The following is a 24,059-nucleotide window of genomic DNA, read 5'->3' as shown; positions in this document are numbered from 1 at the left end:
AAGCTGACATCAGCTTAAATAAGGTTAGCCATAAAACGGGAAATTTCCTCTGCGCTGCCGAAAATTACGCAGACGTTTTAGCAAAAAATGCCAAAAACTCATTACAAATCATTATCTATTCGCATTGAAACTATTTCACAAATTTATTGATGAAGTGGGGTTTTTAGCGATATTCACGCAGCAATATAAGGGGCTTTTTTGCTACGTTTTGCCGCTCAGGGTCTACGCTTAGCTGCTAGGGTAGGAACGATTCTCAGAAAAATTCCTCATACAATAAGGACTACTATGACTGACTCATCAAAAGCACTCATCATTGGCGCATCACGCGGCATCGGTTTAGGCGTAGTGAACGTATTGACGGAACGTGGCTGGCAGGTGACGGCGACCACCCGTGATGCCGTACCGGCGGGCAGCCCAGAATCGGCTGAGTGGGTGAAACTGGACATTAATAATCCCGACCAGCGTAAAGCGGTGAAAGACGCGCTTTCAGAAAGCACATTCGACCTGATTTTTATTAATGCAGGCGCATTCGGCCCGGCCAGCCAGGATGTGAATCAGGCCAGTGACGACGAGATTGTCAGACTGTTCATGACCAACACCTTCTCGCCGGTGCGCTGCGCGACGGAGCTGCTTCCGCTGCTCAAACCGAAAACCGGCGTACTGGCGCTGATGACTTCGGAGTTGGCCAGCCTGAACGAAAACGAAGTTGCCACCTATCCGCTCTACTCCGCCAGTAAAGCGGCGCTGAATATGCTGACCCGTCCGCTGAAGGAAGAAACCGATAAGCACGGTCAGACGCTGTTGTCTGTCCATCCTGGCTGGGTGCAGACCGACATGGGCGGCGAGAATGCCACGCTGACCATAGAGCAAAGCACCACCGGCATCGCCGATGTGTTCGAAAAATGGCGTGGCAAAGGCGGACATCATTTCGTAGAGTATTCCGGACGTGAGCTGCGCTGGTAAACCATGTTTTAATCACGAATAAGTGTTTTGATAACGACCTCTGCGGAGGTCGTTTTGCATTGAGATCTGACTCATTCCGCCATCGATACAAAGCTCTGCACCGGCGATAAACCTGCTTTCATCGGATGCAAGAAACAGCCCGTCACTTTGTTAATTATTTGCATCCCCAATAATTGCCGGGCTAGTTTGTAACACAGTACAAAACAGACGCGGCAGCATAATTTATTCTTTCAGGGATTTACCATGTCATCACCCTCCGTGAATTCGGACTCGCTGTTACAGCACCGCTCATTTGTTGCATTCTGGATAGCCCGTGCGTCGTCCAGTTTTGGTTTTCAGATGCTGTCGATTGTCGTCAGCTGGCAGATATATTCGATAACAGGCCGGGCGTTTGATCTTGGGCTGATCGGGCTTGTGCAGTTTTTGCCTTCCGTCCTGCTGGCGCTGGTGGCCGGTCATGTGGCGGATCAGTTCGACCGCCGCCGCGTGGTGCTGCTAGGGCAAATCGCTGAATGGGTGGCGATTGCTGCGCTGGCGTATCTGACGCTGACCCATCACGTTAACGAAGTGGTGATCCTCAGCCTGATATTTATTATTTCCACCGCCAAAGCAATGGAAGCGCCGTCGTTGCAGTCGATGCTCCCTGCGCTGGTGCCTCCGCATTTGCTGGCGCGTGCGATGGCGGCTAACAGTGTCTCCGGCCAGGCGGCAGCGATGGTCGGCCCGGCGCTCGGCGGTTTCCTGTATGTTGCAGGCGCCGGTGTGGCCTACTCGGCGTGTGGGGCGCTGTATCTACTCTCCATCGTGATGGTCAGCCGGTTGCGCTATGAGCACACCCCGCCGCGCCGCGTGCCCGCGACCTTTAAAACGCTGTTCGCCGGTATCGGGTTTATTCGCAACCGACCGGACGTGCTGGGCGTGATTTCTCTCGACCTGTTCGCCGTTCTTCTTGGCGGCGCGACTGCCCTGCTGCCGATCTTCGCCCACGATATTCTGCACACCGGTCCATGGGGATTAGGTTTACTACGCGGCGCGCCTGCGGTCGGCGGGTTGATCGTCGGGTTCTGGCTGAGCCACCGCGCGCTGAACCGCAACGTCGGCAAAATTATGTTCGCCTCCGTCGCCGGTTTTGGTGCCGCAACACTGGTCTTCGCCTTCTCGACGTCCCTCTGGCTGTCGATGCTGGCGCTGTTCGCCCTTGGCGGTTTTGACATGGTCAGCATGGTGATCCGCGGTGCGCTGGTACAGCTCGATACGCCTGACGATATGCGTGGCCGCGTCAGTGCGGTGAACTCGATCTTCATCAACACCTCCAATCAGCTCGGCGAATTCGAATCTGGACTGATGGCCGCGTGGCTCGGCGCGGTGCCCGCCGCAGCCATCGGCGGCGTCGGAACACTGATCGTCGTTGGCCTGTGGATGACGTGGTTCCCCGGTCTGCGTAAACGCCAGAAGCTGGAGAATGAGGTGGCGGTTTAACCGGCGGGGGAAATTCCCCCACTGGCAAAACCGCACATTCCCCAATATAATCAGCTCATTCATTCACCAAATTTATATAAGGAGGATTGCCATGCTGACCCGTGAATTGTTTTTAACTTCACTCGTCCTTAGCGATCGTCATTGCTCAAGCGTTACCGGTATCGTGCTGCGATAACCTGCTTGAGCGAAGCTAACTGACAATCTGAGAACTTCCCTCCGGCTTACCGGTTATCGTCGGCTTTATTGACGAGAGGCATTCTTATGCCTGTAAACCTTGAGTAAGCATCATGACCCTATCTCCAAACACATTACTTTCTGCGCAATCTGTCTCTTTCGACACCGCCTTCGGCCCTTTGCTGGCTGAAATCTCCTTCGGCCTGAAAAAAGGCGACCGTATCGGGCTTATCGGCCACAACGGCTGCGGCAAAAGTACCTTGCTGAAAATCCTCAGCGGCAGTCTGGCGGCCAGTTCCGGCACCGTCACCCTGTCCGGCCAGTGCCTGATGGCGCGCATCGAACAGCATCTTCCCGCAGAACTGGCGGAATGTTCGCTGATTGACGCAGTGTTCAGCCATTTGCCGGAAAGCCTGGATCAGCCGGAGCGCTGGCAGGCGGAAGTGCTGCTGGCCACGCTCGGTTTTGATGAAACAGCGTGGGAGCTTACCGCCGGGACACTCAGCGGCGGACAGCATACGCGCCTGCTGCTGGCGCGGGCGCTGATCCGTCAGCCGGATTTGCTGCTGCTTGATGAACCGAGCAACCATCTGGATCTGCCCACGCTGCTGTGGCTCGAAGAGTTTCTGAAAAACTGGGGGGGCAGCTTTGTGCTGGTCTCCCACGACCGCAGCCTGCTGGACAATGTCACCAACTGCACCTGGATCCTGCGCGATAAAACGCTGCAATTTATTCGTCTTCCCTGCACGCAGGCGCGACAGGCGCTGGAGGAAAGGGATGCGGCGGATGCGCTGCGCCGCAGAGCTGAGCAAAAGGAGATCGACCGCGTGGCGAAAAGCGCCAAACGGCTGGCGGTCTGGGGCAGCGTGTATGACAACGAAAAGCTGGCGCGCAAGGCCAGGCAAATGGAAAAACAGGTCGACCGGCTGAAGCAAGATCAAACCGAGGTCACCGCAGGCAATCTGTGGAAACTACGTTTAAACGGTGAAGCCTTACCGGCAGATCGCGTCCTGGCGTTGTCGGACCTGCATGTCCGCCCTGCGCCGGATGCCCCGGTGCTGTTTAAGCTGGACGAAATGCGGGTAAAAAGTGGCGATCGTATCGCGCTGGTCGGTCGCAACGGCGGGGGTAAATCGTCACTTCTGCATACGCTGTGGCGGGCATTCTGCAATCTGGAAAATGCAGAACCGGGCGTGGTCTTTCATCCGCGCGTACGCACCGGTTATTACGACCAGAGCCTGCAACAACTGCGTGACGACGACATCCTGAGCGACGCGCTGGTGCAGTTTGCTCCACTGACGGAAGAACAGCGAAAAATGGCACTGATCGGCGCAGGCTTTTCTTACCTCCGCCATCAGCAAAAAGTCAGTACGCTCAGCGGCGGCGAGCGCTCGCGACTGCTGTTTATCGGCCTGACGCTGGCGAACTACTCACTGCTACTGCTCGATGAACCGACTAACCATCTGGATATGGAGGGAAAAGAAGAGCTGGCTGAGACGCTGAAAACCTTCAGCGGTGCGGTATTGCTGGTGTCGCACGACCGGCGGTTTATCGAGCAAAGCTGTAACCGGTTCTGGCTGATTGACCATCAGCGGCTGGAGGAATGGCATGACCTGAAATCCGTCTATGGGATTTTAGCCGGTGTTCCGCAACTGACTCCTGCCCTGCCCGTGGGAGAGCAAAAACCGGAAGCGGCGAAAGTGCAGGAAACGCAAGAGGAACGGCTGCTGGCGTTGCTGCTGGAGCTGGAGGGCAAACTGGAGGAAGACCGGGCGCGTAAGCCGAAACATCAGAAACCCGGTTTGCAGGATCAGTGGCAGCAGCAGATCGCCGAACTCAGCGCCATGCTGGATTTAACCTGATGAGGGGAGCAGTAATAATAAACCGTTGTTAATCAGGCGCTAAAATGAAGAAAGCCCCAGTAATACATTACCGGGGCTTTCAGGTTACTACCAATTTAATATTTAACATTCATCAACTTAATTACTTAACTCTACTTCTCATGATGCACATTTTTTCACAGGATATATTGGTTACTGATTTACTGCTGTCCTCCTAGAGTTTTATGGAATAAGCGTTTCATCCTGCTAATTTCATTAAGACAATTCCTGAAGAGTTGACTTAATGAGTACATCGCCCTCGCGATATATACTCTTTGATGCGTTGCCTTACTCTCTTCGCGACATTCTCGATTTCATACTTACGTACCCAATCGCGAACATTACTCTTAACAACAAGGCCTTACATCATCGCGGTGTGTTCCACATTATGCGATTGCTGTACTCTACTTCGGAGCCTGACATCCTCTTCTCACGTGGCTAAGTATTTCAGCCCGGTGTTGAAGAACCCATCCAAAATATGTCGTGGCCTTCATCGCATCTATTTACTGCTTACTTACTTTCATACTCACTTCTCGGTAATACACGCCGGTTAATAAATCTCTTACTCATCTCCTCACCAGCGTTAAGTTCTAATCTACTCGTTATAAACCGAGTGTCAACACTGTATTTTATTACAGGTTTAAATTAATTTTTGTTATTAGAAAACGTAATGAAATCTGTGATGTAAACCCTATTTTCCGATGAGGAATGGGAGAGTTTGGGCAGCGACTCCGAAGAGTCGCTTATTAAACAGGCAGATCGGTCACGAACAGTACAAACGGGTGATCACCCCTTTCTCATCAGACTCAATATTGAGACGTTCCGCGCGGTAATCCATCGTCACCGCCGTGTTCGGTGTGATGTGGCGCATCGGCTGGGCGAAACGCATTGTATCGAGGACAGAAGCTTTTTTGCCGATCAGAGAACTGAAAGCACCGGCATTGCAGGTGTCCGGCTGCTGAACGGTCGCCGCATTTTTCGCGCTGTCATTTTTCTCATCAGTCTTGTGATTCTGACAACCCGCGAGGGCGAACACGGCCAGCGCGCAGAGGGAAAGCATTTTTTTATTCATCATGGTCGGACTCTTCATTCATAAGTGGGTCAATGTGGGGAGAGGAATGACACGCAACTCCTCATCCGCACGGATAGCAAGACCAAGAGTATCAGGTAAGCGGTTGTGTTGTCCTGATGTACTATCACACTAGTTCATGGTGTACATGCATCGCCATTTGCACTATATTGTCGCGCTTAAGGTCAGAGCCGCAGGATAAACGCGCGTTTTCTGCCTCCATAACCCACCCATTCTTTTACAGCAATTCTTGAAATGAATCGTGATAAAAGCCACGCGAGGAACCGCACTATGGCGACGCTTTCCACAGAAGCCCCACTCCGCTCCGTCTTTGGCGGCGCAATGATTATTGGTGGCACCATCATCGGCGCGGGCATGTTTTCACTGCCGGTAGTGATGTCAGGGGCCTGGTTTTTCTGGTCAGTCGCCGCGCTGGTATTTACCTGGTTTTGCATGCTGCATTCAGGGCTGATGATCCTCGAAGCCAATCTGAACTACCCGATTGGATCCAGCTTCAACACCGTCACCCGCGATTTGTTGGGCAAAGGCTGGAACCGGCTGAACGGCCTCACCATCGCTTTCGTGTTGTATATTCTGACCTACGCCTATATTTCAGCGAGCGGATCGGTTATTCAGCACACGATGCGTGAAATGTCGGTGAACGTCTCCCCGCGCCTCGGCGGCTTGCTGACCGCGCTGGCAGTGGCGTTTATCGTCTGGCTGAGCACCCGTGCAGTCAGCCGCATGACCGCCATCGTGCTCGGCGCAAAAATCATCGCGTTCTTTCTCACTTTTGGCAGCCTGCTGTGGCATGTGAAACCGGTGAATCTGCTTAACAGCGTGGAGATCAATCCGAGTTATATGCCCTATGTACTGGCGACGTTGCCTTTTTGTCTGGCGTCGTTTGGTTATCACGGCAACGTACCGAGCCTGATGAAGTATTACGGCAAAAACCCGCAGGTCATCAAAAAATGTCTGCTGCTGGGCACGCTGATGGCACTCGGGCTGTATATCATCTGGATGCTGGGAACCATGGGCAATATTCCACGCCCGGCATTTATCGGCATCGCAGAGCGCGGCGGGAATATTGATGTGCTGGTGCAGTCGCTGAGCCAGATCCTCAACAGCGAAGGGCTCGACTTACTGCTGACCCTCTTTTCGAATTTCGCCGTTGCCTGTTCCTTCCTCGGCGTGACGTTGGGCTTGTTTGATTATCTGGCGGATTTGTTCAAATTCGACGACAGCAAAACCGGTCGTTTCAAAACCGCACTGGTCACCTTCATCCCGCCGATGATTGGCGGCGTGATGGTTCCTGATGGATTTATTTATGCCATCGGTTTCGCCGGTCTGGCGGCCACGGTCTGGGCGGTGATTGTGCCTGCGCTGATGGCGCGTAAATCGCGTAAACGCTTCGGCAGCCCGCGCTATCGCGTATGGGGGGGCAATAAAATGATCGCGCTGGTACTGTTCTTCGGTGTGCTCAATGCCGTGGTGCATATTTTGTCGAGCGTGGATTTACTGCCGGTTTATCGTTAAGAAAGAGGGAAAGAGAAAGCCCGTCCTGGCGACGGGCTGAAATCACGCCTCTGAAGACGCCGGATGCCGCCAGTGCAGCTTCGGCGCGAGATAGCAGCGTAGTTCCTGCGGCTGCTGATCATTAATAAGACCGATCACCACCTCAAAACAGTGCATCGCCAGTTCGCGGCAATCCTGTGCGACGGTATCGATTTTCACGGAAAGGGAATCGTAGAGATAATGGTCGTCGAAGCTGCACAGATGGATATCACTTTCCAAAAGCTTGTGCTGGCTCATATAGCGCAACACCCCTTCCATCAGCCCGCAAGACGCCACGTACAGCGCTTTTGGCGGCCTTCCAAGACGCGCACAGAGATTGGCAAACATCTCGTAGCCGGAACTCGGATGATAATTACCGTACATAATCCACTCGGGTTTCAGCGTCACACCGGCACGTTCCAGGCCGAGCTGATAGCCCGCCAGACGGTCGCGCGTCGGGGAAATGCGCGGCTGGCCGCCGAGAAAATAGAATTCATCTGAGTGATTTTTCGCCACGCGGGCTACCAGTTCGGCGGAGGACTCGATGGCCTCACAAACCACCAGCGGCAGTTCGGTGTCCTGCATATGTCGGTCGAAAAGAACGACCGGCAGTTGCTGGCTGATTTTGACGTATTCCGCATCATTGAGCATGCTCGAGGCCACGATCAGGCCATCCACCTGACGCTGGATCAGGTTGTTCACCACCATCGTTTCCTGACTGGTGTTTTCATCCGTGCAGGCGATCAGCAGTTGCATTCCATTTTCGCGACACAACGTTTCCAGCTCGTTGGAACAGGCGGCGAAACCGTAGTTGGTCATTTCCGGTACCACCAGCCCCAGTGTATAGCTGCGCGCCGCATTGAGAGAACGGGCGTGAATACTCGGTTGATAATGCTGCTCAGCCGCCACTGCCAGCACGCGATCGCGGGTGCTGTCAGAGATGCGAAACTTTTTGCTATGCCCGTTAAGCACCTGGCTGGCAGTCGATTTCGACACGCCAGCCAGTTCGGCTATGCCACTGATAGTGATGCGTTTGGTCTTTTTCACTGCGCCATATTCTATTGTCCGGAAAGGCTTTTATTCTAACACGCAATCCGTCAACGACCAGTGGCGCAGCGCAATCTGCCCGTCTCCGCTGAAGGTTAACCGTGCCGGCAGTGCAGGAAAATAGCGCGAAGACATCACCGCATCGCCATCATTAATGAAGATTTCCACGCTGGAACTGTCGCACAACAGAGTGAGATGGCGTAACGCGCCGCGCCAGATCCGCTGCTCCGGTTCGCCGCTGCGGCGGTTTTTGCGCATCAGCCGCAGCCATTCGCCGTCCCAGGCAAGCGTCATGTTTCCGCCCAGATCGGCGCTGAACGGTTGTTCAGTCCCGATAGTGACTTCCGCACGCGTGATGTCCCACACCGGCGCGTCCTGCGCGATACCCTGCCAGACCTGTTCTTCGCCGCGTAACCGCTGAAGTTCGCGCGCCGGGCGTTGAATAATTTTACCGTTTTCCAACGTCAGCTCGCGCGGACAGGTCATGATATGTAGCCATCCCTGCTCAATCGTCGGCTGATAAAACTCATCGCCGTCAGGAATGCCCATCCAGCCAATCAGCAGGCGGCGGCCATCGTCAGTGGGTGTAGTTTGCGGCGCATAAAACTCGAACCCGAGATCCAGTTCGTGGAAATCGCCGTGCGAAAACTGCCCTGTAGCGTAGTCCAGTTGCCCGACGAAATAGCCGGACTGGAAGGTGTTCAGGTAGCGGTCAGATTGCGCCGCTAACCCCTGCGGGCAGCAGATCAGCACGTCGCTGCCGGTGATGCTAAACAGATCCGGGCATTCCCACATGTAGCCGAATTCGCCCAGCCCGTTGAGGCCTGAACCGGCGATTTCGCCAAGCGTCTCCCACGCCAGCAAATCGGCGGATCGCAGCAACAGCACTTTGCCTTGCAGGCTGAGATCCTGCGCGCCGAGCACCATGTGCCACTGGCCATCGTGCTGCCAGACCTTGGGGTCACGCACGTGACCGGTGTAACCGGCGGGAAGATCCAGCACCGGCCCGGTTTTATCGAATTCACCGCGCTCGTTTTCACGCGCCAGGCACTGAAAGGCCGTGCGGCTGCCGTCCGGGTATTTCACGTTGCCGGTATAGATAAGCGTCAGCTGGCCGTTGTCCACCACCGCCGAACCGGAATAACAGCCGTGCGATTCGTACTCTTGCGCCGGTGCAAGCGCCAGCGGCTCATGCCGCCAGTGGAGTAAATCCGCCGAGCTCCAGTGCCCCCAGAACTTCGCACCGTGCGCACAGGCGAGCGGATTCCACTGATAGAAAAGATGATAGCGCCCGTTATGCTGCACAAATCCGTTTGGGTCATTGAGCAAACCGACCGGCGGCGCGAGGTGCCAGCCGGGCCGGTACGGATCGCGGGCAGCGGTTACCTGCCCCGCCACCACGCTGCGCAGCGCCTGTTTCAGCAAACTGACTTCCGACATTATTCACTCTCCGTTTTGTATTTCAGCAGCAGGGAAAGCAGGAATGCGCTGCCGAAGGCAATCACTAAGCCGATAAGATAGCTGAGCATCGAACTGGCCTGCACAATCGCCAGCCCTGGAATACCCGTCAGGCCAACGGCGGTCATGTTGACGTGCATCGCCACCACCCACGCGCCACCCAGCGCACCACCGGCTAAGGCGGCGATAAACGGTTTCATAAAGCGCAGGTTGATGCCGAAAATCGCCGCTTCGGTAATGCCCAACATGGCCGAGAAGGCAGACGGCACGGCAATCGCTTTAATTTTTGCATCGCGGGTTTTGAAGTATACCGCCAGACAGGCACCTCCCTGTGCCACGTTAGCCATCGACCAGATCGGCAGCAGGAAATTCACGCCGATGCTCGGGTTGCCCAGCAGCCCCGCTTCAATCGCGTGAAAGCTGTGGTGGATCCCGGTGATGACAATAACCGAATACAGCCCGCCGAAGATAAGCCCCGCTACCCAGCCAGCGTGAGTGATTAAGGTGCTGAGGATAAAAGAGATGCCGTCGCCGAGCGCGCGACCGGCCGGGCCGATAATCAGGAACGCGATAAAGCCGGAGATGATGACGGTGAGAAACGGCGTCAGGATCAAATCCAGCGCATCAGGAATGACTTTGCGCAGACGTTTTTCGAGGAAGCTCATAAACCAGACCGCCAGCAGCACCGGGAATACCGTGCCCTGATAGCCAATCATCGCAATCTCCAGCCCGAAGAAATTCATGGTGTGGAAACCGCTGGCGACGCCCCAGGCGTTGGTCAGCGCGGGGTGCGTCAGAATGCCGCCCAGCGTCGCGCCGAGGAACGGGTTACCGCCGAATTCACGCGCAGCGGTGAAACCGATGAGGATCGGTAAAATGATGAACGCCGCCGAACTGAACATGTCGAGCATGATAAAAATCGCGCTCTCCGGGTTCGCCCAGCCATAGGTTTTCACCATGCCGAGCAGCCCCATCAGCAGGCCGGATGCCACGATTGCCGGAATGATCGGCACAAAGATATTCGACAGCACGCGCGCGATGCGCTGGAACGGGTTCAGTTTTTGCGCCGCAATGTTAGCCGCTTCGGACTTGCTCGATTCACCGATGCCCGCCACGTTGATGAACTCAGCGTGGACTTTGTTCACCAGCCCGGTGCCAAAAATAATCTGGATCTGCCCGGCGTTGCTGAAGCAACCCTTCACGCCTTCTACTTTCTCGATAGCGCTTTTGTTGACCAGGCTGTCATCCACCAGCACCAGCCGCAGACGCGTCGCGCAGTGTGCGGCGCTGGCGATATTGTCTTTGCCGCCCAGTAAAGGGAGCAGTTCTGTCGCGATTGCATTGATATTCATAATGTTCCTTGTCTTACCCTGTGTGACAGCGCCCGGTCAATTCAGGCGCGTCATGGTGATTCAAACCCTGTTTATCAGAACCAGGTTTCCATCTGGATCCCGAAGTTCCACTGGCCGCCGGAGGTGAAACCGTCCGTGCCGAACGAATCGCTGGAAGAATAGCTGTCGAGCTTGTGGCTCCAGTCCATATAGCTGGCGAAGAAGCGGATTTCCGGACGGCTCAACATGTCGCTGATATCGCCCACTTTGAACGTCGGTGCGAACGTCAGTTTGTAGAATCCGCCTTTCACGTTGTTGTTATCTTTATAGCCCTGCGAATCGAGATCCATGTACTGATAGCTGCCTTCATAGGCCAGTTCGAAGTTTTCGGTGATTTGCTGAATCAGACGCGTATTGAAGGTCAGCCACTGATAATCATCGCCGGAAACATAACGGTCTTTACTCTGCTGGGCGAGGATCGCCGGAGCAATACTCCAGTTTTTACTCAGCGGCGTGATGCCGTAGGTGGCCAGTCGCACGGTGCTGGCATCGTCGGTCAGATGGCCGTCCGAGCCGAGCGCTTTAACCTCTGCCCCTAAACCATGGCCGTACAGCAGCGCGGTGGTCGATGTCCCTTCGCGCAGGCCGTAGAAGCTGTCGCCGTGGTACGCCAGCATCGTATGGAAGCCGGTATCCGCCGCATTAGTAACGCCCTGCGTGCCGGTGTTTTCACGATCCTGATTATTTTTGGCGCGCAGTCCGCTGACCATCCACTGGAATGGTCCGGCATAGTTATTCGCCGTGACAATGTAGTTCTCAATGCGCGTGTCGTCATTGCTGTTGTTGTTATCGTCGAGATCGTCGAAATTGCGCCCGTAAAGCGAGAAGTTACTTTTCAGGTTCTCGCTCCACTTCACGTCATAAATACCGCCACCGGTACCGGCGAGGAAAATGATGTCGGAATCGAGGAAATGAATATCGAAGTTATCGCGGTCGAAGCGTTTACCCGCCCACAGCGTCGTGTCTTTCCACGGGCCGGTGAAGGTCGGCAGCGAACCGAGTTCGACAAACGCCTGACGAATATTCAGATCGCTGGTCGCGCCGGTCCAGTCGTTGTAACTGCGCTGCCCGTCCGCCAGCATCACTTTATAGCGTGAGGTCGCGCCGCTGGCCATCGTCTGATTGTGCTCGAGATTGACCTCAACGTAGGTGTTATTTTCGTTACCCAGACGCCCCACCGCACCGCCGGTTTGCCCGGCTGGCGTGACGTAAGGGCCGCTTTCGGTCGACGTGCCGGAATCATTCATGATTACGCCGGAACGCGCGTAACCGGTGAATTTAAACCCGCTGTTGTCGCTGTCACTGCTTTTGGTATTGCTGGCTAATGTTTCGGTACGTTTAGCCACGTCGGCGGTTTGCTGCTGGGTAATTTCAGCCGTTTTGGCCACCTGACGGGTTTGCTGTTCATTACTGGCGGTGCGTGTCTCGAGTTGTTTAACCTGTTGTTCTGCCTGGGTCGCACGGGCTTCGGCTTTCGCAGCGCGGCTTTCCGCCTGCTGCAAACGTTTTTCCATGGCATTGAAGCGGGCTTCAATAGCACTGGCAGAAATGTCGGCACCCTGAGCCGCAGAAGAGAGAATAAGTCCAACAGCAACAGCCAGATAGCGAGGTTTCATCATCATTTTTATCCTTCAGAGGAAGCTTTATTATTATGAGTAAAACCGTTTAGCTAAATTGCTAAACTGGTTTTCCTGAGCACAATAATCACCTCGCCCTGCTTTAGGCAATGAAGTTCTCTGGTCTTAACGTGGAATTGTGATCTTGCTGGCAATTCGTCACTAAATCTTAAAAATTCGTTTGTGCTTGATTAGCTAAACCGGTTCTTCTACTTTATCGACAACCAATTTATCAGGAATTTAAAAAAGGGAATGAAGATGAAGAATCGGGTTTGGGTGCTGGGCGATGCCGTGGTGGATTTGATCCCTGAAGAAGGTGACCGTTTACTGAAGTGTCCGGGCGGCGCACCGGCAAACGTCGCGGTGGGCATCAGCCGTCTCGGCGGCGACAGCGCGTTTATTGGCCGCGTGGGCGGTGATCCTTTCGGCGAATTTTTGCGAAAAACGCTGGAAGACGAAGCGGTCAACACCGACTTTATGCACCGCGATCCGCACCATCGTACCTCCACCGTGGTAGTGGAAAACGACGCCGACGGCGAGCGTTCGTTTACGTTTATGGTGCGTCCGAGCGCCGATCTGTTCCTGCAATCGACCGATATTCCGGCGTTCAAAGCGGGCCAGTTTTTGCATCTGTGTTCGATTTCACTGTCCGCTGAACCTTCCCGTTCATCGGCGTTTTTAGCGATGGCGCAGATTAAGGCCGCCGGCGGGCATGTAAGTTTTGACCCGAATATTCGCCACGATTTATGGCCGGACGAGAACCAGCTGCGCGAATGCCTCGAACAGGCGCTGTCACTGGCCGATGTGATCAAGGTTTCAGAAGACGAACTGGAATATCTCACCGGTGAACGACTGCTTTCCGAGGGGATTTTGCGACTTTGCCAGCGCCACGATCCACAGCTGCTGCTGGTCACGCAGGGCAAAGACGGCGTGTCGGTATACCGCAAACAGGATGCTTCGCTGATGCAATATCCGGCACCCAAAGTGAAAGCGCTGGATACTACCGGCGCGGGTGATGCTTTCGTCGCCGGTTTGCTGGCCGGTCTGGCGAACAACTGGCCGATGGCGTCGGACAACGTGTGGCGCGACATTGTCCGTCAGGCACTGGCCTGCGGCGCTCTGGCTACCACCGCACGTGGCGCGATGACCGCCCTCCCGGATGCGAAAGAGCTGGCAGCGTTTTGTGGTCAGGCGTTTTAGAGATTTCGCTCAGCGAGTGAATACTGTCAAACCGTAATCCCGCCAACATCCACATTTCGTTAAACAGCGAAGCATCATTTTTTTCAGTCTTCATAATCGGCTCCTGAAATATACTGACAGGAGCCATTTTTATGATTGCAGTTCTTTTTGAAGCGGATGCGGTACCGGAACATCAGGCGCGTTATTTTCAGCTGGCGGCGGAGCTGAAACCGTTGCTGGCGGAGATCGACGGGTTTATTTCTATTGAGCGTTTTCAGAGCATGACGACAGCAGGAAAAATCCTCTCGCTTTCCTGGTGGGAGACGGAAGAATCTGTGCTGGCGTGGAAGAAAAATCTGCAACATCAGGCCGCTCAGTCTGAAGGCCGCAACAGCATTTTCTCGTTTTACAGGATCCGTGTTGTTCAGGTTCTGCGCGATTATTCGTCTGAAAACCGGGGGCATTCGCATGTATGATGTTCACGTTATTCTCAGTAATACGCCGGGCGCGCTCGGCTTGCTCGGCGCTGAGCTGGGGAAAAATGGTGTGGGTCTGGAAGGCGGTGGCGTTTTCACCGTGGGAAACGAAAGTCACGCACATTTTCTGGTCGAACACGGTGAGCGCGCACGTCAGGTTCTCCTGCGTGCCGGGTTAGATGTGCGGAATGTCACAATGCCACTCATCCGCAAGCTAAAGCAGGAACGCCCCGGCGAACTGGGGGAGATAGCGGCAGTATTGGCTGAAAGTGGTATCAATATTCTGGTTCAATACAGCGACCACAATAACCGGCTGATCCTGCTTACCGATAATCACGAACGGGCCGCGAAGGTCACGCTGAAATGGGGTTTATCATCGGAATGAAATCCGCCACGTTAAGCAGGGTCGAAGATGATGCAGGTTTACTGGAGAAATCCATGTCGGCGGTGGCCTCTGCGATGGCGGATCCTTCGAGGGTCAGCATCCTTTGCGCTCTGATGGATGGCCGCGCATGGACCGCAACAGAGCTCAGTGCCGTGGCGAATATCGCCGCGTCAACGGCCAGCACCCATCTGGCGAAATTGCTTAAAAGTGAGCTGATCACCTGCCTTTCGCAGGGAAGGCACCGTTACTACCGACTGGCTGGCCGGGATGTGGCTTATCTTCTGGAAACCCTGATGGGCGTTTCGATGAAATTCACACAGCCTCCGGCGATCAGAACGCCGGTCAACCTACGTAACGCCCGCACCTGTTATGACCACCTCGCGGGAAAAGTCGCGGTTGGCATCTACGATTTCATGTGTGCAAACGGCTGGCTGGAACCTGACGGCAACAGTCTGACGGCAGGCGGAAAACTTCATTTCCAAAATATCGGTATCGTTACTCAGCCGCAGACAAGACGCAAACCCAGCTGTGCCTGTCTCGACTGGAGCGAGCGTCGTTTTCATATCGGAGGCGATGCCGGTGCCGCATTACTGAAAGCCTGCGAACACCATGGATGGCTGACACGCACACCCGGCTACCGTGAAGTCACTGTTACCGACGCCGGTAAAAAAGCCTTTTCCCGCTTATTTGGCATCAGTTAAAAAAACGGCGCAACCTCACAGGCTGCGCCGTTCGTCTCTCCACGTCTTGCGTTATTTCAGTTCTGGCCAGTAGTCTTTATTGGCGACGATCAAATCATCCAAAATGGCTTTGGCAACGGATGCGCTCGGCACGGTTTTCGAGAGCGTAATCGCCTGCCACAGTTTCAGATAAGATTTCTCCACCCAGGCTTCGACCACCAGTTTCTCCACCGCCACCTGCTGGCTCATCAGCCCGTGCTGGAACAGCGGGATCTTACCGACCGTCAGCGGTTCCGGGCCGCTGCTGCCCACCAGACACGGTATTTCCACCATCGCTTGCGGATCGAAATTGCTAATAGCGCCTTCGTTCGGCACGATCAGCAGCATTCTTGCCTGGGTATTGAAGGCGATGGCCGTCGCCAGATCGACGATGTAAGACGCGTGCTCGTCAATTTCCAGTTCACCGGCGGAAGATTTTCCGGCCTCGATAATGGCGGCGCAGGAACTGAACACGTGTTTTTCACGGTGTTCCATCACCTCATTGGCGCGGGTATGTTGCGGATTGGCATGCGCGACCACATAGTCCGGGTACAAATAATATTTCAAATAGGTGTTCGGGAAGGTGGACGGATCCAGCGCCCAGACGTCTTTGGCCTTAGCAAAGGTATCGTTCCAGCTGGCCTCACCACCCTGCTCGCCGGTGTGCGGCACGTAGCCGTATTTGGCAACATGTTCGCGGATTTTCGGCATCAGATCGTTGCCGTGCGCATCTTCAATTGATGTCCACCAGCCGAAGTGATTCAGCCCGTAATAACGCACGCGCATCTCTTTGCGTGATTTCAGTCCGGCAATCTCTGCCATGCGTCCTTCAATGCCGATCGGCATATCGCAAATGTTGAGGATCTTCGAGTGCGGGCGCAAACGTCTCGTCGCCTCCGCCACAATGGCGGCGGGATTCGAGTAGTTGAGCATCCATGCGTTCGGCGAGTACTTTTCCATATAATCGACGATTTCCAGCACGCCGCCAATAGAGCGCATTCCGTAAGCGATCCCGCCCGGCCCGCAGGTTTCCTGCCCGACCACGCCATGGCGCAGTGGGATTTTTTCGTCTTTTTCACGCATCGGGTATTTACCGACCCGGATGTGCGCCATCACGAAATCAACATCAGTAAACGCCGCTTTTGGATCCGTGGTGTAGCTGAACTCGATGTCCGGTGCCTGTTCTTTTAAAATCACCTTGCACGCTTCGGCGACAATTTCCTGACGTGCGCCGTCGTTGTCATAAAACTTGATGGCACGGAGCGGAAATCTTTCCTGATTCGCCAGTAACATCAGAACGATACCCGGTGTAAATGTGCTGCCACCGCCTGCTACCACTACTGAAAATTTCTTCATCATACTGCCTCCGTAAGGGATGTTTCTGTCGGGGAACGCGCCCCTGATGTGGATGATTGTGTGAAAGCGTCATGTTTTATCAGCGTTTCTATCTGGTCCCGCACCTGAGGTACGTGCAGACCCACGATGACCTGAATGGCGTTGCCGCGCCGCACCACGCCGTGTGCGCCGAGAGCTTTGAAGATGTCGTCACTTTGCGTCAGCGCCATGTCGCTGAGTGTGATGCGCAGCCGCGTCGCGCAGTTGTTAAGGTCGAGAATGTTGGCGTAACCGCCAAGCGCCTGCAGATAACCGGCAGCCTGACCCTGTGCGGACGACGGTTTGCCATGGCCTGTGGCATTCTTCTGCGCCTGATAATCGGCTTTGCTGTAGAGCTTGATTTCGCTGTCTTCTCGCCCCGGCGTTTTCAGGTTAAGACGCAGGATCACCGCGCGGAACACCAGGAACCAGACGCCGGTAAACACCAGCCCGATACCAATCTGGGTAAAGATCATCGAGGCGTGGTTGTGGAACATCGGGATCCAGTTTTGCGGCAGGAACGAATCCAGCAGGCCGCCGCCCATATTGCCGACCACACCTGCCATGTACATCAGCGTCGCCAGCGTGGCGGCCAGTAATGCATGCACGGCAAACAGCAGAGGTGAAATAAACAGGAAGGTGAATTCGAGTGGTTCAGTAATGCCGACCAGTACGGCGGTGAGCGTTGCCGGAATGAGCAGCCCCGCCACTTTGACGCGGTTCTGCGGTGCGGCGGTGGCGTAAATCGCCATCGCGACCCCCATCGAACCGAAGACTTTCGAGTTACCAAACAGCGCAAACCCGCCCTGCGGGAACAGGGATTTCAGCGGCTCGGTGCTCTGGCTGAAAGCCTGCAAGTGCTCAGCCCAGTAGACCTGAATGCCGCCTTCGATCGCCGCCGGGCCAAAGACAAAGGGGCCGTAGACGAAGTGATGCAAGCCAGTCGGGATCAGAATGCGTTCGAGGAAGGTGTACACCCAGACGCCGAGCGAGCCGGACACCAGCATGAAATGCTGCATCGAGAGGATGCCGCTCTGGACTTTCGGCCACAGCAGCAGCGTCAGCCAGGCGCAGGGGATCATCAGCAGGAAGGCGATAATCACCACGAAGGAGCTGCCCTGAAAAATACCAAGGAAGACGGGAAGTTGTTTATCAAAAAAATGATTATGTATTGAGGTCACCAGACCTGAAATAATAATCGCGCCAATAATACTGGTATCGAGTGTTTTAATTCCGGCGATCATCGCCAGACCACTTTGCCCGCCGGGTTCTACATTAAAATTAACCCCAAAATAATCCCCCCAGGTTAATCCCATCGCATTAATTAAATAATTCCAGGTCATAAAGCTGACCAGCGCCGCCATACAGGCGCGGCCTTGCGCCTGTTTCGCCAGCCCTATAGGTAAGCCGATGGCGAAGATCAGCGGCATGTTACGAAACACCGTCCAGCCACCTTCTTCAATAATATGAACGATTTGAGCAAAGAGATTGTCTGGAGCGGTGAGCGTTTCTCCCACGAACATCGGGTTTTGCAGCATAATCGCAATACCCACCACCATTCCCGCGAACGGAAACAGTAATACCGGCGTAAACATCGCACCGCCAAAACGTTGAATTTGACTGAGCATATATAATCCTCATTTTACTTCGGGGTCAGAGTTTTTTATTAAGATGTTTTGATAACGTTTTTTATTTTCTGATCAGAGAGTAGGAATAATAAAAAATAAGATCGCAAAATGATTAAGCGTTTCGTGATCGCATTCATGCTTTTTCTGCGGGTGAAGTGATCTACTTTTCAGGCTTTTTCTATACACTGAAATTGGCGGGTCAGAAAACCCCGCGTAACAAAGATGGGATAATGAGGATTTACAGGGGCGTAACCGGCTTTCATGACGCGGTTGCGGGGATTCGCTCACGGAGAAAGAGGTCTGCCGGTGATCTACAAAACGCTTGCTGAACGCTTAAGAATTCGCATCAATTCTGCCGATTTTGGCATCGGTGATGCTTTGCCCAGTGAAAAAAAACTGGCTGCCGAGTTTGGTGTCTCTCGCATGACGCTGCGTAAAGCGGTGGATTTACTGATCGAATGGGGGCTCGTACGTCGCTGTCATGGCAGCGGAACCTTCGTCGCGCAGAAAGACGTCCAGCATGAAACACGCGGGCTGATGGGTTTTTGTGAACTGATGAAACAGCTGGGCCGCCCGACGGTAAGCGAAGTACTGGAGTTCAAGATCATGGGGGCACCACCGGCCATCGCCAGTCAGTTGCGAATCAAAACTGACGAACGCATCTATTACTCCCGCCGCCTGCGGTCGGTGGAAGGCAAACCGCTGGTATTGGAAGACAGCTACATGCCTGGCCGGTTATTCAGCAATCTATCCGTAAAGCATCTGGAAGGTTCGAAGTTTTCTTACATCGAAGACGAATGCCACATCTGCATTGCCGGGAACTATGAAAGCTTCAGCCCGATACTCGCCGACAGCACGGTCGCTGCCCTGTTCCACGTCGCAGAAGGCACGCCGCTGCTGCGTCTGACGTCACTGTCTTACAGCGATACCGGCGATTACATCAACTATTCGGTGATGATCCGCAACGCCAACGAATACCACGTGGACTACCATTTGCAGCGCAATAAGTCGTGTACAGGTCACGTGCGCCCTGCATAAAACGCCAGCACCTTCTGCGGTTCAAACGAGAAAATCACATACCCGCGCCCGTTCAGTTCAAATTCGCCGGCTTCTGTCATCGGATAATGGCGGTGGATAAGCAGGGATTTGTGGTTTTCTTTATCAACAAAGGCCACGCCGAGGGTGAATGTGTCTTTCAGCGCATGGCAGATGTGCAACAGCAGTTTGGTCAGCAATCCCTGTCCGCGAAAAGCCTTGCGCACGCTCACCGGGCCATAGAGGAAAATCTGATCGGCAGCGGCGGCACCGCTACTGAGTACTGCATTGTACGCCGCCTGCGCTGCGCCATGTTTCGCCAGACTACCGCGAATAGTCATCGCCACACCGGAAATCTCCGGCTGACCTTCGCGCTCATCACGGCTGACAAACACGCCGCTGCCGGACTGAAATGTCGCCAGCATCCCGGCGTCCATCGCGCCCTGCGTAAACCCTTCTTCTTCGCGCTGCTGCGCCGTCAGGTTATCGCCTTTGGATTCACTCAGAATGTTGAGGATGGCGGGAATGTCATTGTGTTCGGATTTCGTGATTTGCATGTCGACGTATCGCTTTGATAAGAATTGATGAAACGTCATTATGGCAAAAATTTGATAAATCAGGGGAGAGGGAAAGGAAATTTGAGGAGGACAACGTCACGCAGCCTGCTCTGCGTGTGGAGACAACAGGCCGCGATCTTCGGTAAGGTCGTTAACGTTACGCTTTGTTCACTGAAACAATTTCTTTGATGAAGGTGAAGTTAGAATTGCCGTGATCCGTTTTGATCGTCGGGTAAATTCTTTCCCCTTTCTTCACAAAGCCAGTGACTTCGTGGGTTGAGCCGTTCTTGAGGGTAAAGCTGTCGCCAATGCTCATCGAACTTTCTACTTCGCTCATAACAATCCTTAACTCTTCTTGCATGGAACTTCAAAAAACCAGGGTAGTACTTAAACAGGTCGTTCAAAAAACCTGTTGCCGATCGATGGTAGGCCTTTATCGGGCAGGTAGCCAGAAAGGTTTTATTCTTTGTATTTTACGCCTTGTCACCCTGCTCCTCCGCGGGGACAGAGCCATCCTGACCGCAGCCGGGATATCCGCCGTACTCACCGGCATGGTCATTCGTCGTCGCCAACTGAATAACATGCTGGTCGCCGGGCGTAATCGACGCCAACGCTATACATGGCGGCTTTTGTGGCCACGCAATTTAATCCCGCCCATTAGAATGTTCTATCAACGGCTGCTGTGACCTTAACCTCGTTAATTAATAGATCGTGATGTCAGTAATGCCTTAACCAGTTGTGAGAACAATTGCGAACTTCCGCTGTTCGCTCAAAGCTGCCCTATATGCCCCCCCCTACCTACCATTGCCGACATGAATATTAGTCAGTACGGCGTAATCCGCGAAGTAGCAGGTTCAGCGCGGTAATGGCTTTTGTCAGCCGCGTCTCGCTTTCATCACCCTCGGCAATCCAGAATGCCGCTTCTGCCAGGCTACCGTAAATCAGCGAAGCCAACCCCTCCGGATCGACGTCATCCACGACACCTTGCTGAATCAGATTGCGAATCAGGCACCGCATGGATTCCACGCAGTGACGTTGCGATTCAGGTGAAGAGCCACCCAGTACCGCTTTGGCATCACGCAACACAATGCGCTGAAATTCAGGTTCCAGCGCCATCTCGAGGTAAGCCCGACAGCGATTGCAAAAACCCTCCCAGGGATCCGCTGCATGACTGGAAATCCCCTGCAGGCGTTGATCCATCTCGTCATCGATCTGTTCCACCACTGCCGCCAGCAATCCTTTTTTGTCACCAAAATGATGATAAAGCGCCCCACGGGTTAGCCCTGCCTGCGCAGTCAGGTCATCCATCGAGGTTTCAGCGTAGCCATATTCGCAAAAAACCTTACGCGCGGTTGCTAACAATGTGGCTCTTGTCTCTTCCATCTCAGCGCGGGTTCGGCGAACCATAATTTTTCTCCTTACATACGACATGAATGATTATTTACAAACACTCCGTATGAATATAGGATTGGATTCATACGCGTTGTATGTATTGTCGCTGTGTCACCTCGTGGTGGCAAGCAAATGCTACCGGAGATTATGATGGCTAATCTGTATCGAGACCTTTTCACTGCCCCTGGCACGGGATATTTTGCCGTCGCTGGTTTGCTTGCGCGGATCCCATTGCCGATGGCAGGCATCGGGATTATCACTCTAATTTCGCAGCAGTCCGGTGGCTATGCGCTGGCCGGAGCAATTTCCGCGACCTTTGTTCTGACCTACGCCCTGCTGTCACCGCGGATCTCCCGATATGTGGATCGTTATGGGCAATACCGGGTTTTGCCTGCGGTTACGGCTATCAGTGTCACCGGCTTTCTCATCCTCATAGCCTGCTCTCACTGGAATGTTGCCAACTGGGTCCTGTTTTTCGGCGCATTCCTGGCGGGTTTTATGCCAAGTATGTCTGCCATGGTACGGGCACGCTGGACGGCGCTGTACCGTGGCCAGCCGCGTTTGCAGACCGCCTATTCGCTTGAAACGGTGCTCGATGAGCTGACGTTTATTGTTGGCCCGCCCCTGTCGATTGGCCTTTCCATCGCGTTGTTTCCTCAGGCGGGTCTGCTGCTCACCGCACTTTTGCTGTTTTTAGGCGTGATTGCACTGGTGATACAGCGCGGCACGGAACCTCGGATTATGGCGCCCTCCTGCTCCCAAATTGGCTCTGGTTCGGTCATTCGTATGGCAAGCGTACGGCTGTTGGCGCTGCTGATGGTGGCGATGGGCGTCATCGTCGGCACGGTTGATATCGTGAGTGTCGCGTACGCCGGACAACTGGGGCACCCGGCAGCTGCCAGCCTGGTTTTATCAGCGTATGCCGTTGGTTCGTGTCTGTCCGGATTACTCTATGGCTCACTCAAACTGAAAACCCCGCTCCATCGGCTGTTGTGGTTAGGCGGCCTTGCAACTGCCACGACCACTGTCCCGCTGATACTGGTCACAAATCTTACCGCGCTGGCGGCAGCCGTCTTAGTCGCGGGGTTCTTTTTCGCCCCAACCATGATCGTGGCCATGTCGCTCATTGAACGCCAGGTTGCTGAAAGCCAGTTAACAGAGGGCATGACCTGGCTGCTGGCCGGGCTGAATGTGGGCGTTGCGCTGGGCGCTGCAATCGCCGGTCAGGTTGTTGATAGCAGTGGACCACGGGTTGGATTTTACGTCGCCTTATGTGCCGGGATCCTGGTACTGCTTATGGCATTTTTAAGTCATGTCACCCTGCACAAGCAGGATAATCGCACCTGAGCTGGTTGAATTCTCCAGGATCTGAATGATGAATACATTTTCTACCATGAAACCTGTTCGCAACTCATGGACTGCAGTGATTGCTGTCGGTCTGGCGACTTTCTCTGTTGTCACAACAGAAATGCTCCCGGTGGGCTTGCTGACATCCATAGCCGGAACACTCAGCATCACCACCGGAAGCGCGGGTCTGATGATTTCCCTGCCAGCATTGCTGGCAGCTTTATTCGCGCCAGTCGTTGTTATTGCATCGGGTGGAATAGATCGTCGAAGGATACTGTGTGGCCTGCTGGCGTTGCTGGTTATAGCAAATCTTGCCTCCGCACTGGCTCCCAACCTGATCCTAATGCTCGCAGCCCGGATTCTGGTTGGCTTCTGCATAGGGGAATATGGGCAATCGCGGGCGGTCTTGCCTCACGTCTGGTTCAGGAGAACGCTATTGGCCTGGCAACCTCTATTATCTTCGGTGGAGTTGCTGCTGCATCGGTATTGGGCGTGCCCCTGGGTGCGTTTATTGGCGATGTCATCGGCTGGCGCTGGGCATTTGGAATCATGACAATTTTCAGCGCACTGGTGCTGGTCTTCCACCTTGCGGTCATTCCGGCGTTGCCCGTTACGGGTTCAACTAACATTAGCCAGTTTATTGCCCAACTTGGCAACCGCAAAATACGAGCAGGCTTAATCCTGACGTTGCTGCTCGTAACAAGTCATTTCGTCGCTTTTACCTTTGTGCGCCCACTACTGATCTCTGTGTCAGGATTCGAGACGCAGTGGATAAGTGCCATCTTGTTTGCCTACGGTGTCGCCGGTATTACAAGCAACTTTCTGGCGGGCATCACCGCTGCACGCTATACGATATTCACCCTGATTGTGATTGCGACAGGTCTTGTGTTAACGCCGTTACTGTTCATTACCACCGGGCAATCGGTCACAGGTGGTGGTGGTGTCCTCATCTTCTGGGGGCTGGCTTACGGTGGGCTTTCGGTCGGACTAATGACCTGGATGATAAAAGCCGCACCCCGGGCCGTGGAGATCTCTGCTGCGCTCTATGTCGGGGTATTCAATACAGGGATTGCGCTGGGATCATGGACCGGGGGTCAGGTCGCAGATATGTTGGCTCTGACAGATACACTCTGGCTGGCCTGTGGGTTAGCGACTGCAGCCTTACTTTTGGCAGTGGCAGCAGGCCTGAATCGAGGTGATAGGTAATAAGATTGGGTTCTGCCCTGCCGCATGGGTCATTTCGGTCACTGGCCTACGCTTCTCGATCAAATCTGCCCCTCTATAATGACACGCAGCTAAGTGCCAGAAGCGGACACTAAATTTTCAGCGGCCTTTC

General features: G+C 54.2%; 20 protein-coding genes and 1 pseudogene. 11 read left to right on the top strand and 10 right to left on the bottom strand.

Annotated elements, in window-relative coordinates; all coding sequences use genetic code 11:
• Positions 1-285 precede the first annotated feature (285 nt).
• From TU92_RS13980 to TU92_RS13970, 3 genes are all read left to right on the top strand, one after another.
• Positions 286-963: an SDR family oxidoreductase gene (locus TU92_RS13980; protein WP_112167836.1), complete on the top strand. Its 678-nt coding sequence runs from the start codon at positions 286-288 to the stop codon at positions 961-963.
• Between the two features lie 243 nt (positions 964-1,206).
• Positions 1,207-2,442, top strand: a complete 1,236-nt coding sequence (locus TU92_RS13975) for an MFS transporter (protein WP_112167835.1) — start codon at positions 1,207-1,209, stop codon at positions 2,440-2,442.
• A 287-nt stretch (positions 2,443-2,729) separates the two neighbouring features.
• Positions 2,730-4,478, top strand: a complete 1,749-nt coding sequence (locus tag TU92_RS13970; protein WP_112167834.1) for an ABC-F family ATP-binding cassette domain-containing protein — start codon at positions 2,730-2,732, stop codon at positions 4,476-4,478.
• Between the two features lie 781 nt (positions 4,479-5,259).
• On the opposite strand, the gene TU92_RS13965 is transcribed toward TU92_RS13970, so the two are convergent.
• A complete protein-coding gene (locus TU92_RS13965) occupies positions 5,260-5,571 on the bottom strand; it encodes an I78 family peptidase inhibitor (protein WP_167457525.1) in 312 nt (103 codons plus the stop codon).
• 285 nt (positions 5,572-5,856) lie between these two features.
• Between TU92_RS13965 and mtr the strand changes: the two genes are divergently transcribed.
• On the top strand, positions 5,857-7,101 hold the full coding sequence (mtr, locus tag TU92_RS13960) for a tryptophan permease (protein ID WP_112167832.1): 1,245 nt from the start codon (positions 5,857-5,859) through the stop codon (positions 7,099-7,101).
• A 42-nt stretch (positions 7,102-7,143) separates the two neighbouring features.
• Here mtr and TU92_RS13955 read toward each other — a convergent pair whose 3' ends face one another.
• The 4 genes from TU92_RS13955 to TU92_RS13940 all read right to left on the bottom strand — a co-directional run bounded on the left by TU92_RS13955 (position 7,144) and on the right by TU92_RS13940 (position 12,637).
• Entirely contained in the window at positions 7,144-8,166 is a 1,023-nt protein-coding gene (locus tag TU92_RS13955) for a LacI family DNA-binding transcriptional regulator (RefSeq protein ID WP_112167831.1), read from the bottom strand.
• Between the two features lie 30 nt (positions 8,167-8,196).
• The gene (locus tag TU92_RS13950) at positions 8,197-9,606 is read right to left on the bottom strand and encodes a sucrose-6-phosphate hydrolase (protein WP_112167830.1); all 1,410 of its coding nucleotides are present in this window, start codon (positions 9,604-9,606) and stop codon (positions 8,197-8,199) included.
• Positions 9,606-10,976 (bottom strand): sucrose-specific PTS transporter subunit IIBC, encoded by a 1,371-nt coding sequence (locus tag TU92_RS13945; RefSeq protein ID WP_112167829.1) that lies wholly within the window; start codon positions 10,974-10,976, stop codon positions 9,606-9,608. Before TU92_RS13945 ends, TU92_RS13950 begins: the two co-directional genes overlap by 1 nt.
• Positions 10,977-11,050: 74 nt before the next feature.
• Positions 11,051-12,637, bottom strand: coding sequence for a carbohydrate porin (locus TU92_RS13940; RefSeq protein ID WP_112167828.1), 1,587 nt, complete (start codon positions 12,635-12,637; stop codon positions 11,051-11,053).
• Between the two features lie 252 nt (positions 12,638-12,889).
• Here TU92_RS13940 and TU92_RS13935 point away from each other — a divergent pair, with 252 nt between their 5' ends.
• The 4 genes from TU92_RS13935 (at position 12,890) to TU92_RS13920 (ending at position 15,372) form a co-directional block, all read left to right on the top strand.
• Positions 12,890-13,831 carry an aminoimidazole riboside kinase gene (locus TU92_RS13935; RefSeq protein ID WP_112167827.1) on the top strand — a complete coding sequence of 314 codons (942 nt, stop codon included), beginning with the start codon at positions 12,890-12,892 and terminating at the stop codon, positions 13,829-13,831.
• Positions 13,832-13,962: 131 nt separating this feature from the next.
• Positions 13,963-14,286 carry an antibiotic biosynthesis monooxygenase family protein gene (locus tag TU92_RS13930; protein ID WP_112167826.1) on the top strand — a complete coding sequence of 108 codons (324 nt, stop codon included), beginning with the start codon at positions 13,963-13,965 and terminating at the stop codon, positions 14,284-14,286.
• Positions 14,279-14,671: an amino acid-binding protein gene (locus tag TU92_RS13925; protein WP_112167825.1), complete on the top strand. Its 393-nt coding sequence runs from the start codon at positions 14,279-14,281 to the stop codon at positions 14,669-14,671. Before TU92_RS13930 ends, TU92_RS13925 begins: the two co-directional genes overlap by 8 nt.
• On the top strand, positions 14,668-15,372 hold the full coding sequence (locus tag TU92_RS13920) for an ArsR/SmtB family transcription factor (protein WP_112167824.1): 705 nt from the start codon (positions 14,668-14,670) through the stop codon (positions 15,370-15,372). Before TU92_RS13925 ends, TU92_RS13920 begins: the two co-directional genes overlap by 4 nt.
• 51 nt (positions 15,373-15,423) lie before the next feature.
• On the opposite strand, the gene TU92_RS13915 is transcribed toward TU92_RS13920, so the two are convergent.
• Positions 15,424-16,746 carry a 6-phospho-alpha-glucosidase gene (locus tag TU92_RS13915; protein ID WP_112167934.1) on the bottom strand — a complete coding sequence of 441 codons (1,323 nt, stop codon included), beginning with the start codon at positions 16,744-16,746 and terminating at the stop codon, positions 15,424-15,426.
• On the bottom strand, positions 16,746-18,392 hold the full coding sequence (locus TU92_RS13910) for an alpha-glucoside-specific PTS transporter subunit IIBC (protein WP_112167823.1): 1,647 nt from the start codon (positions 18,390-18,392) through the stop codon (positions 16,746-16,748). The genes TU92_RS13915 and TU92_RS13910 overlap by 1 nt, the downstream gene beginning before the upstream one ends.
• 306 nt (positions 18,393-18,698) lie before the next feature.
• On the opposite strand from TU92_RS13910, the gene TU92_RS13905 reads away from it, so the two are divergent.
• Positions 18,699-19,430, top strand: a complete 732-nt coding sequence (locus TU92_RS13905; protein ID WP_112167822.1) for a GntR family transcriptional regulator — start codon at positions 18,699-18,701, stop codon at positions 19,428-19,430.
• Here the strand turns inward: TU92_RS13905 and TU92_RS13900 are convergent.
• From TU92_RS13900 to TU92_RS13890, 3 genes are all read right to left on the bottom strand, one after another.
• A complete protein-coding gene (locus TU92_RS13900; protein WP_112167821.1) occupies positions 19,412-19,984 on the bottom strand; it encodes a GNAT family N-acetyltransferase in 573 nt (190 codons plus the stop codon). The two genes, TU92_RS13905 and TU92_RS13900, sit on opposite strands and share 19 nt — an antisense overlap.
• Positions 19,985-20,141: 157 nt before the next feature.
• Entirely contained in the window at positions 20,142-20,321 is a 180-nt protein-coding gene (locus TU92_RS13895) for a hypothetical protein (protein ID WP_112167820.1), read from the bottom strand.
• A 482-nt stretch (positions 20,322-20,803) separates the two neighbouring features.
• Positions 20,804-21,391 (bottom strand): TetR/AcrR family transcriptional regulator, encoded by a 588-nt coding sequence (locus TU92_RS13890; protein ID WP_112167819.1) that lies wholly within the window; start codon positions 21,389-21,391, stop codon positions 20,804-20,806.
• 135 nt (positions 21,392-21,526) lie between these two features.
• Between TU92_RS13890 and TU92_RS13885 the strand changes: the two genes are divergently transcribed.
• Entirely contained in the window at positions 21,527-22,723 is a 1,197-nt protein-coding gene (locus TU92_RS13885) for an MFS transporter (RefSeq protein WP_112167818.1), read from the top strand.
• Positions 22,724-22,751: 28 nt separating this feature from the next.
• Positions 22,752-23,929: pseudogene (locus tag TU92_RS13880) on the top strand (MFS transporter).
• Positions 23,930-24,059 lie beyond the last annotated feature (130 nt).

The organism is Rahnella inusitata (genome assembly GCF_003263515.1).
GTDB lineage: Bacteria > Pseudomonadota > Gammaproteobacteria > Enterobacterales > Enterobacteriaceae > Rahnella > Rahnella inusitata.
This window is presented reverse-complemented; position numbering and strand designations above follow the sequence as displayed.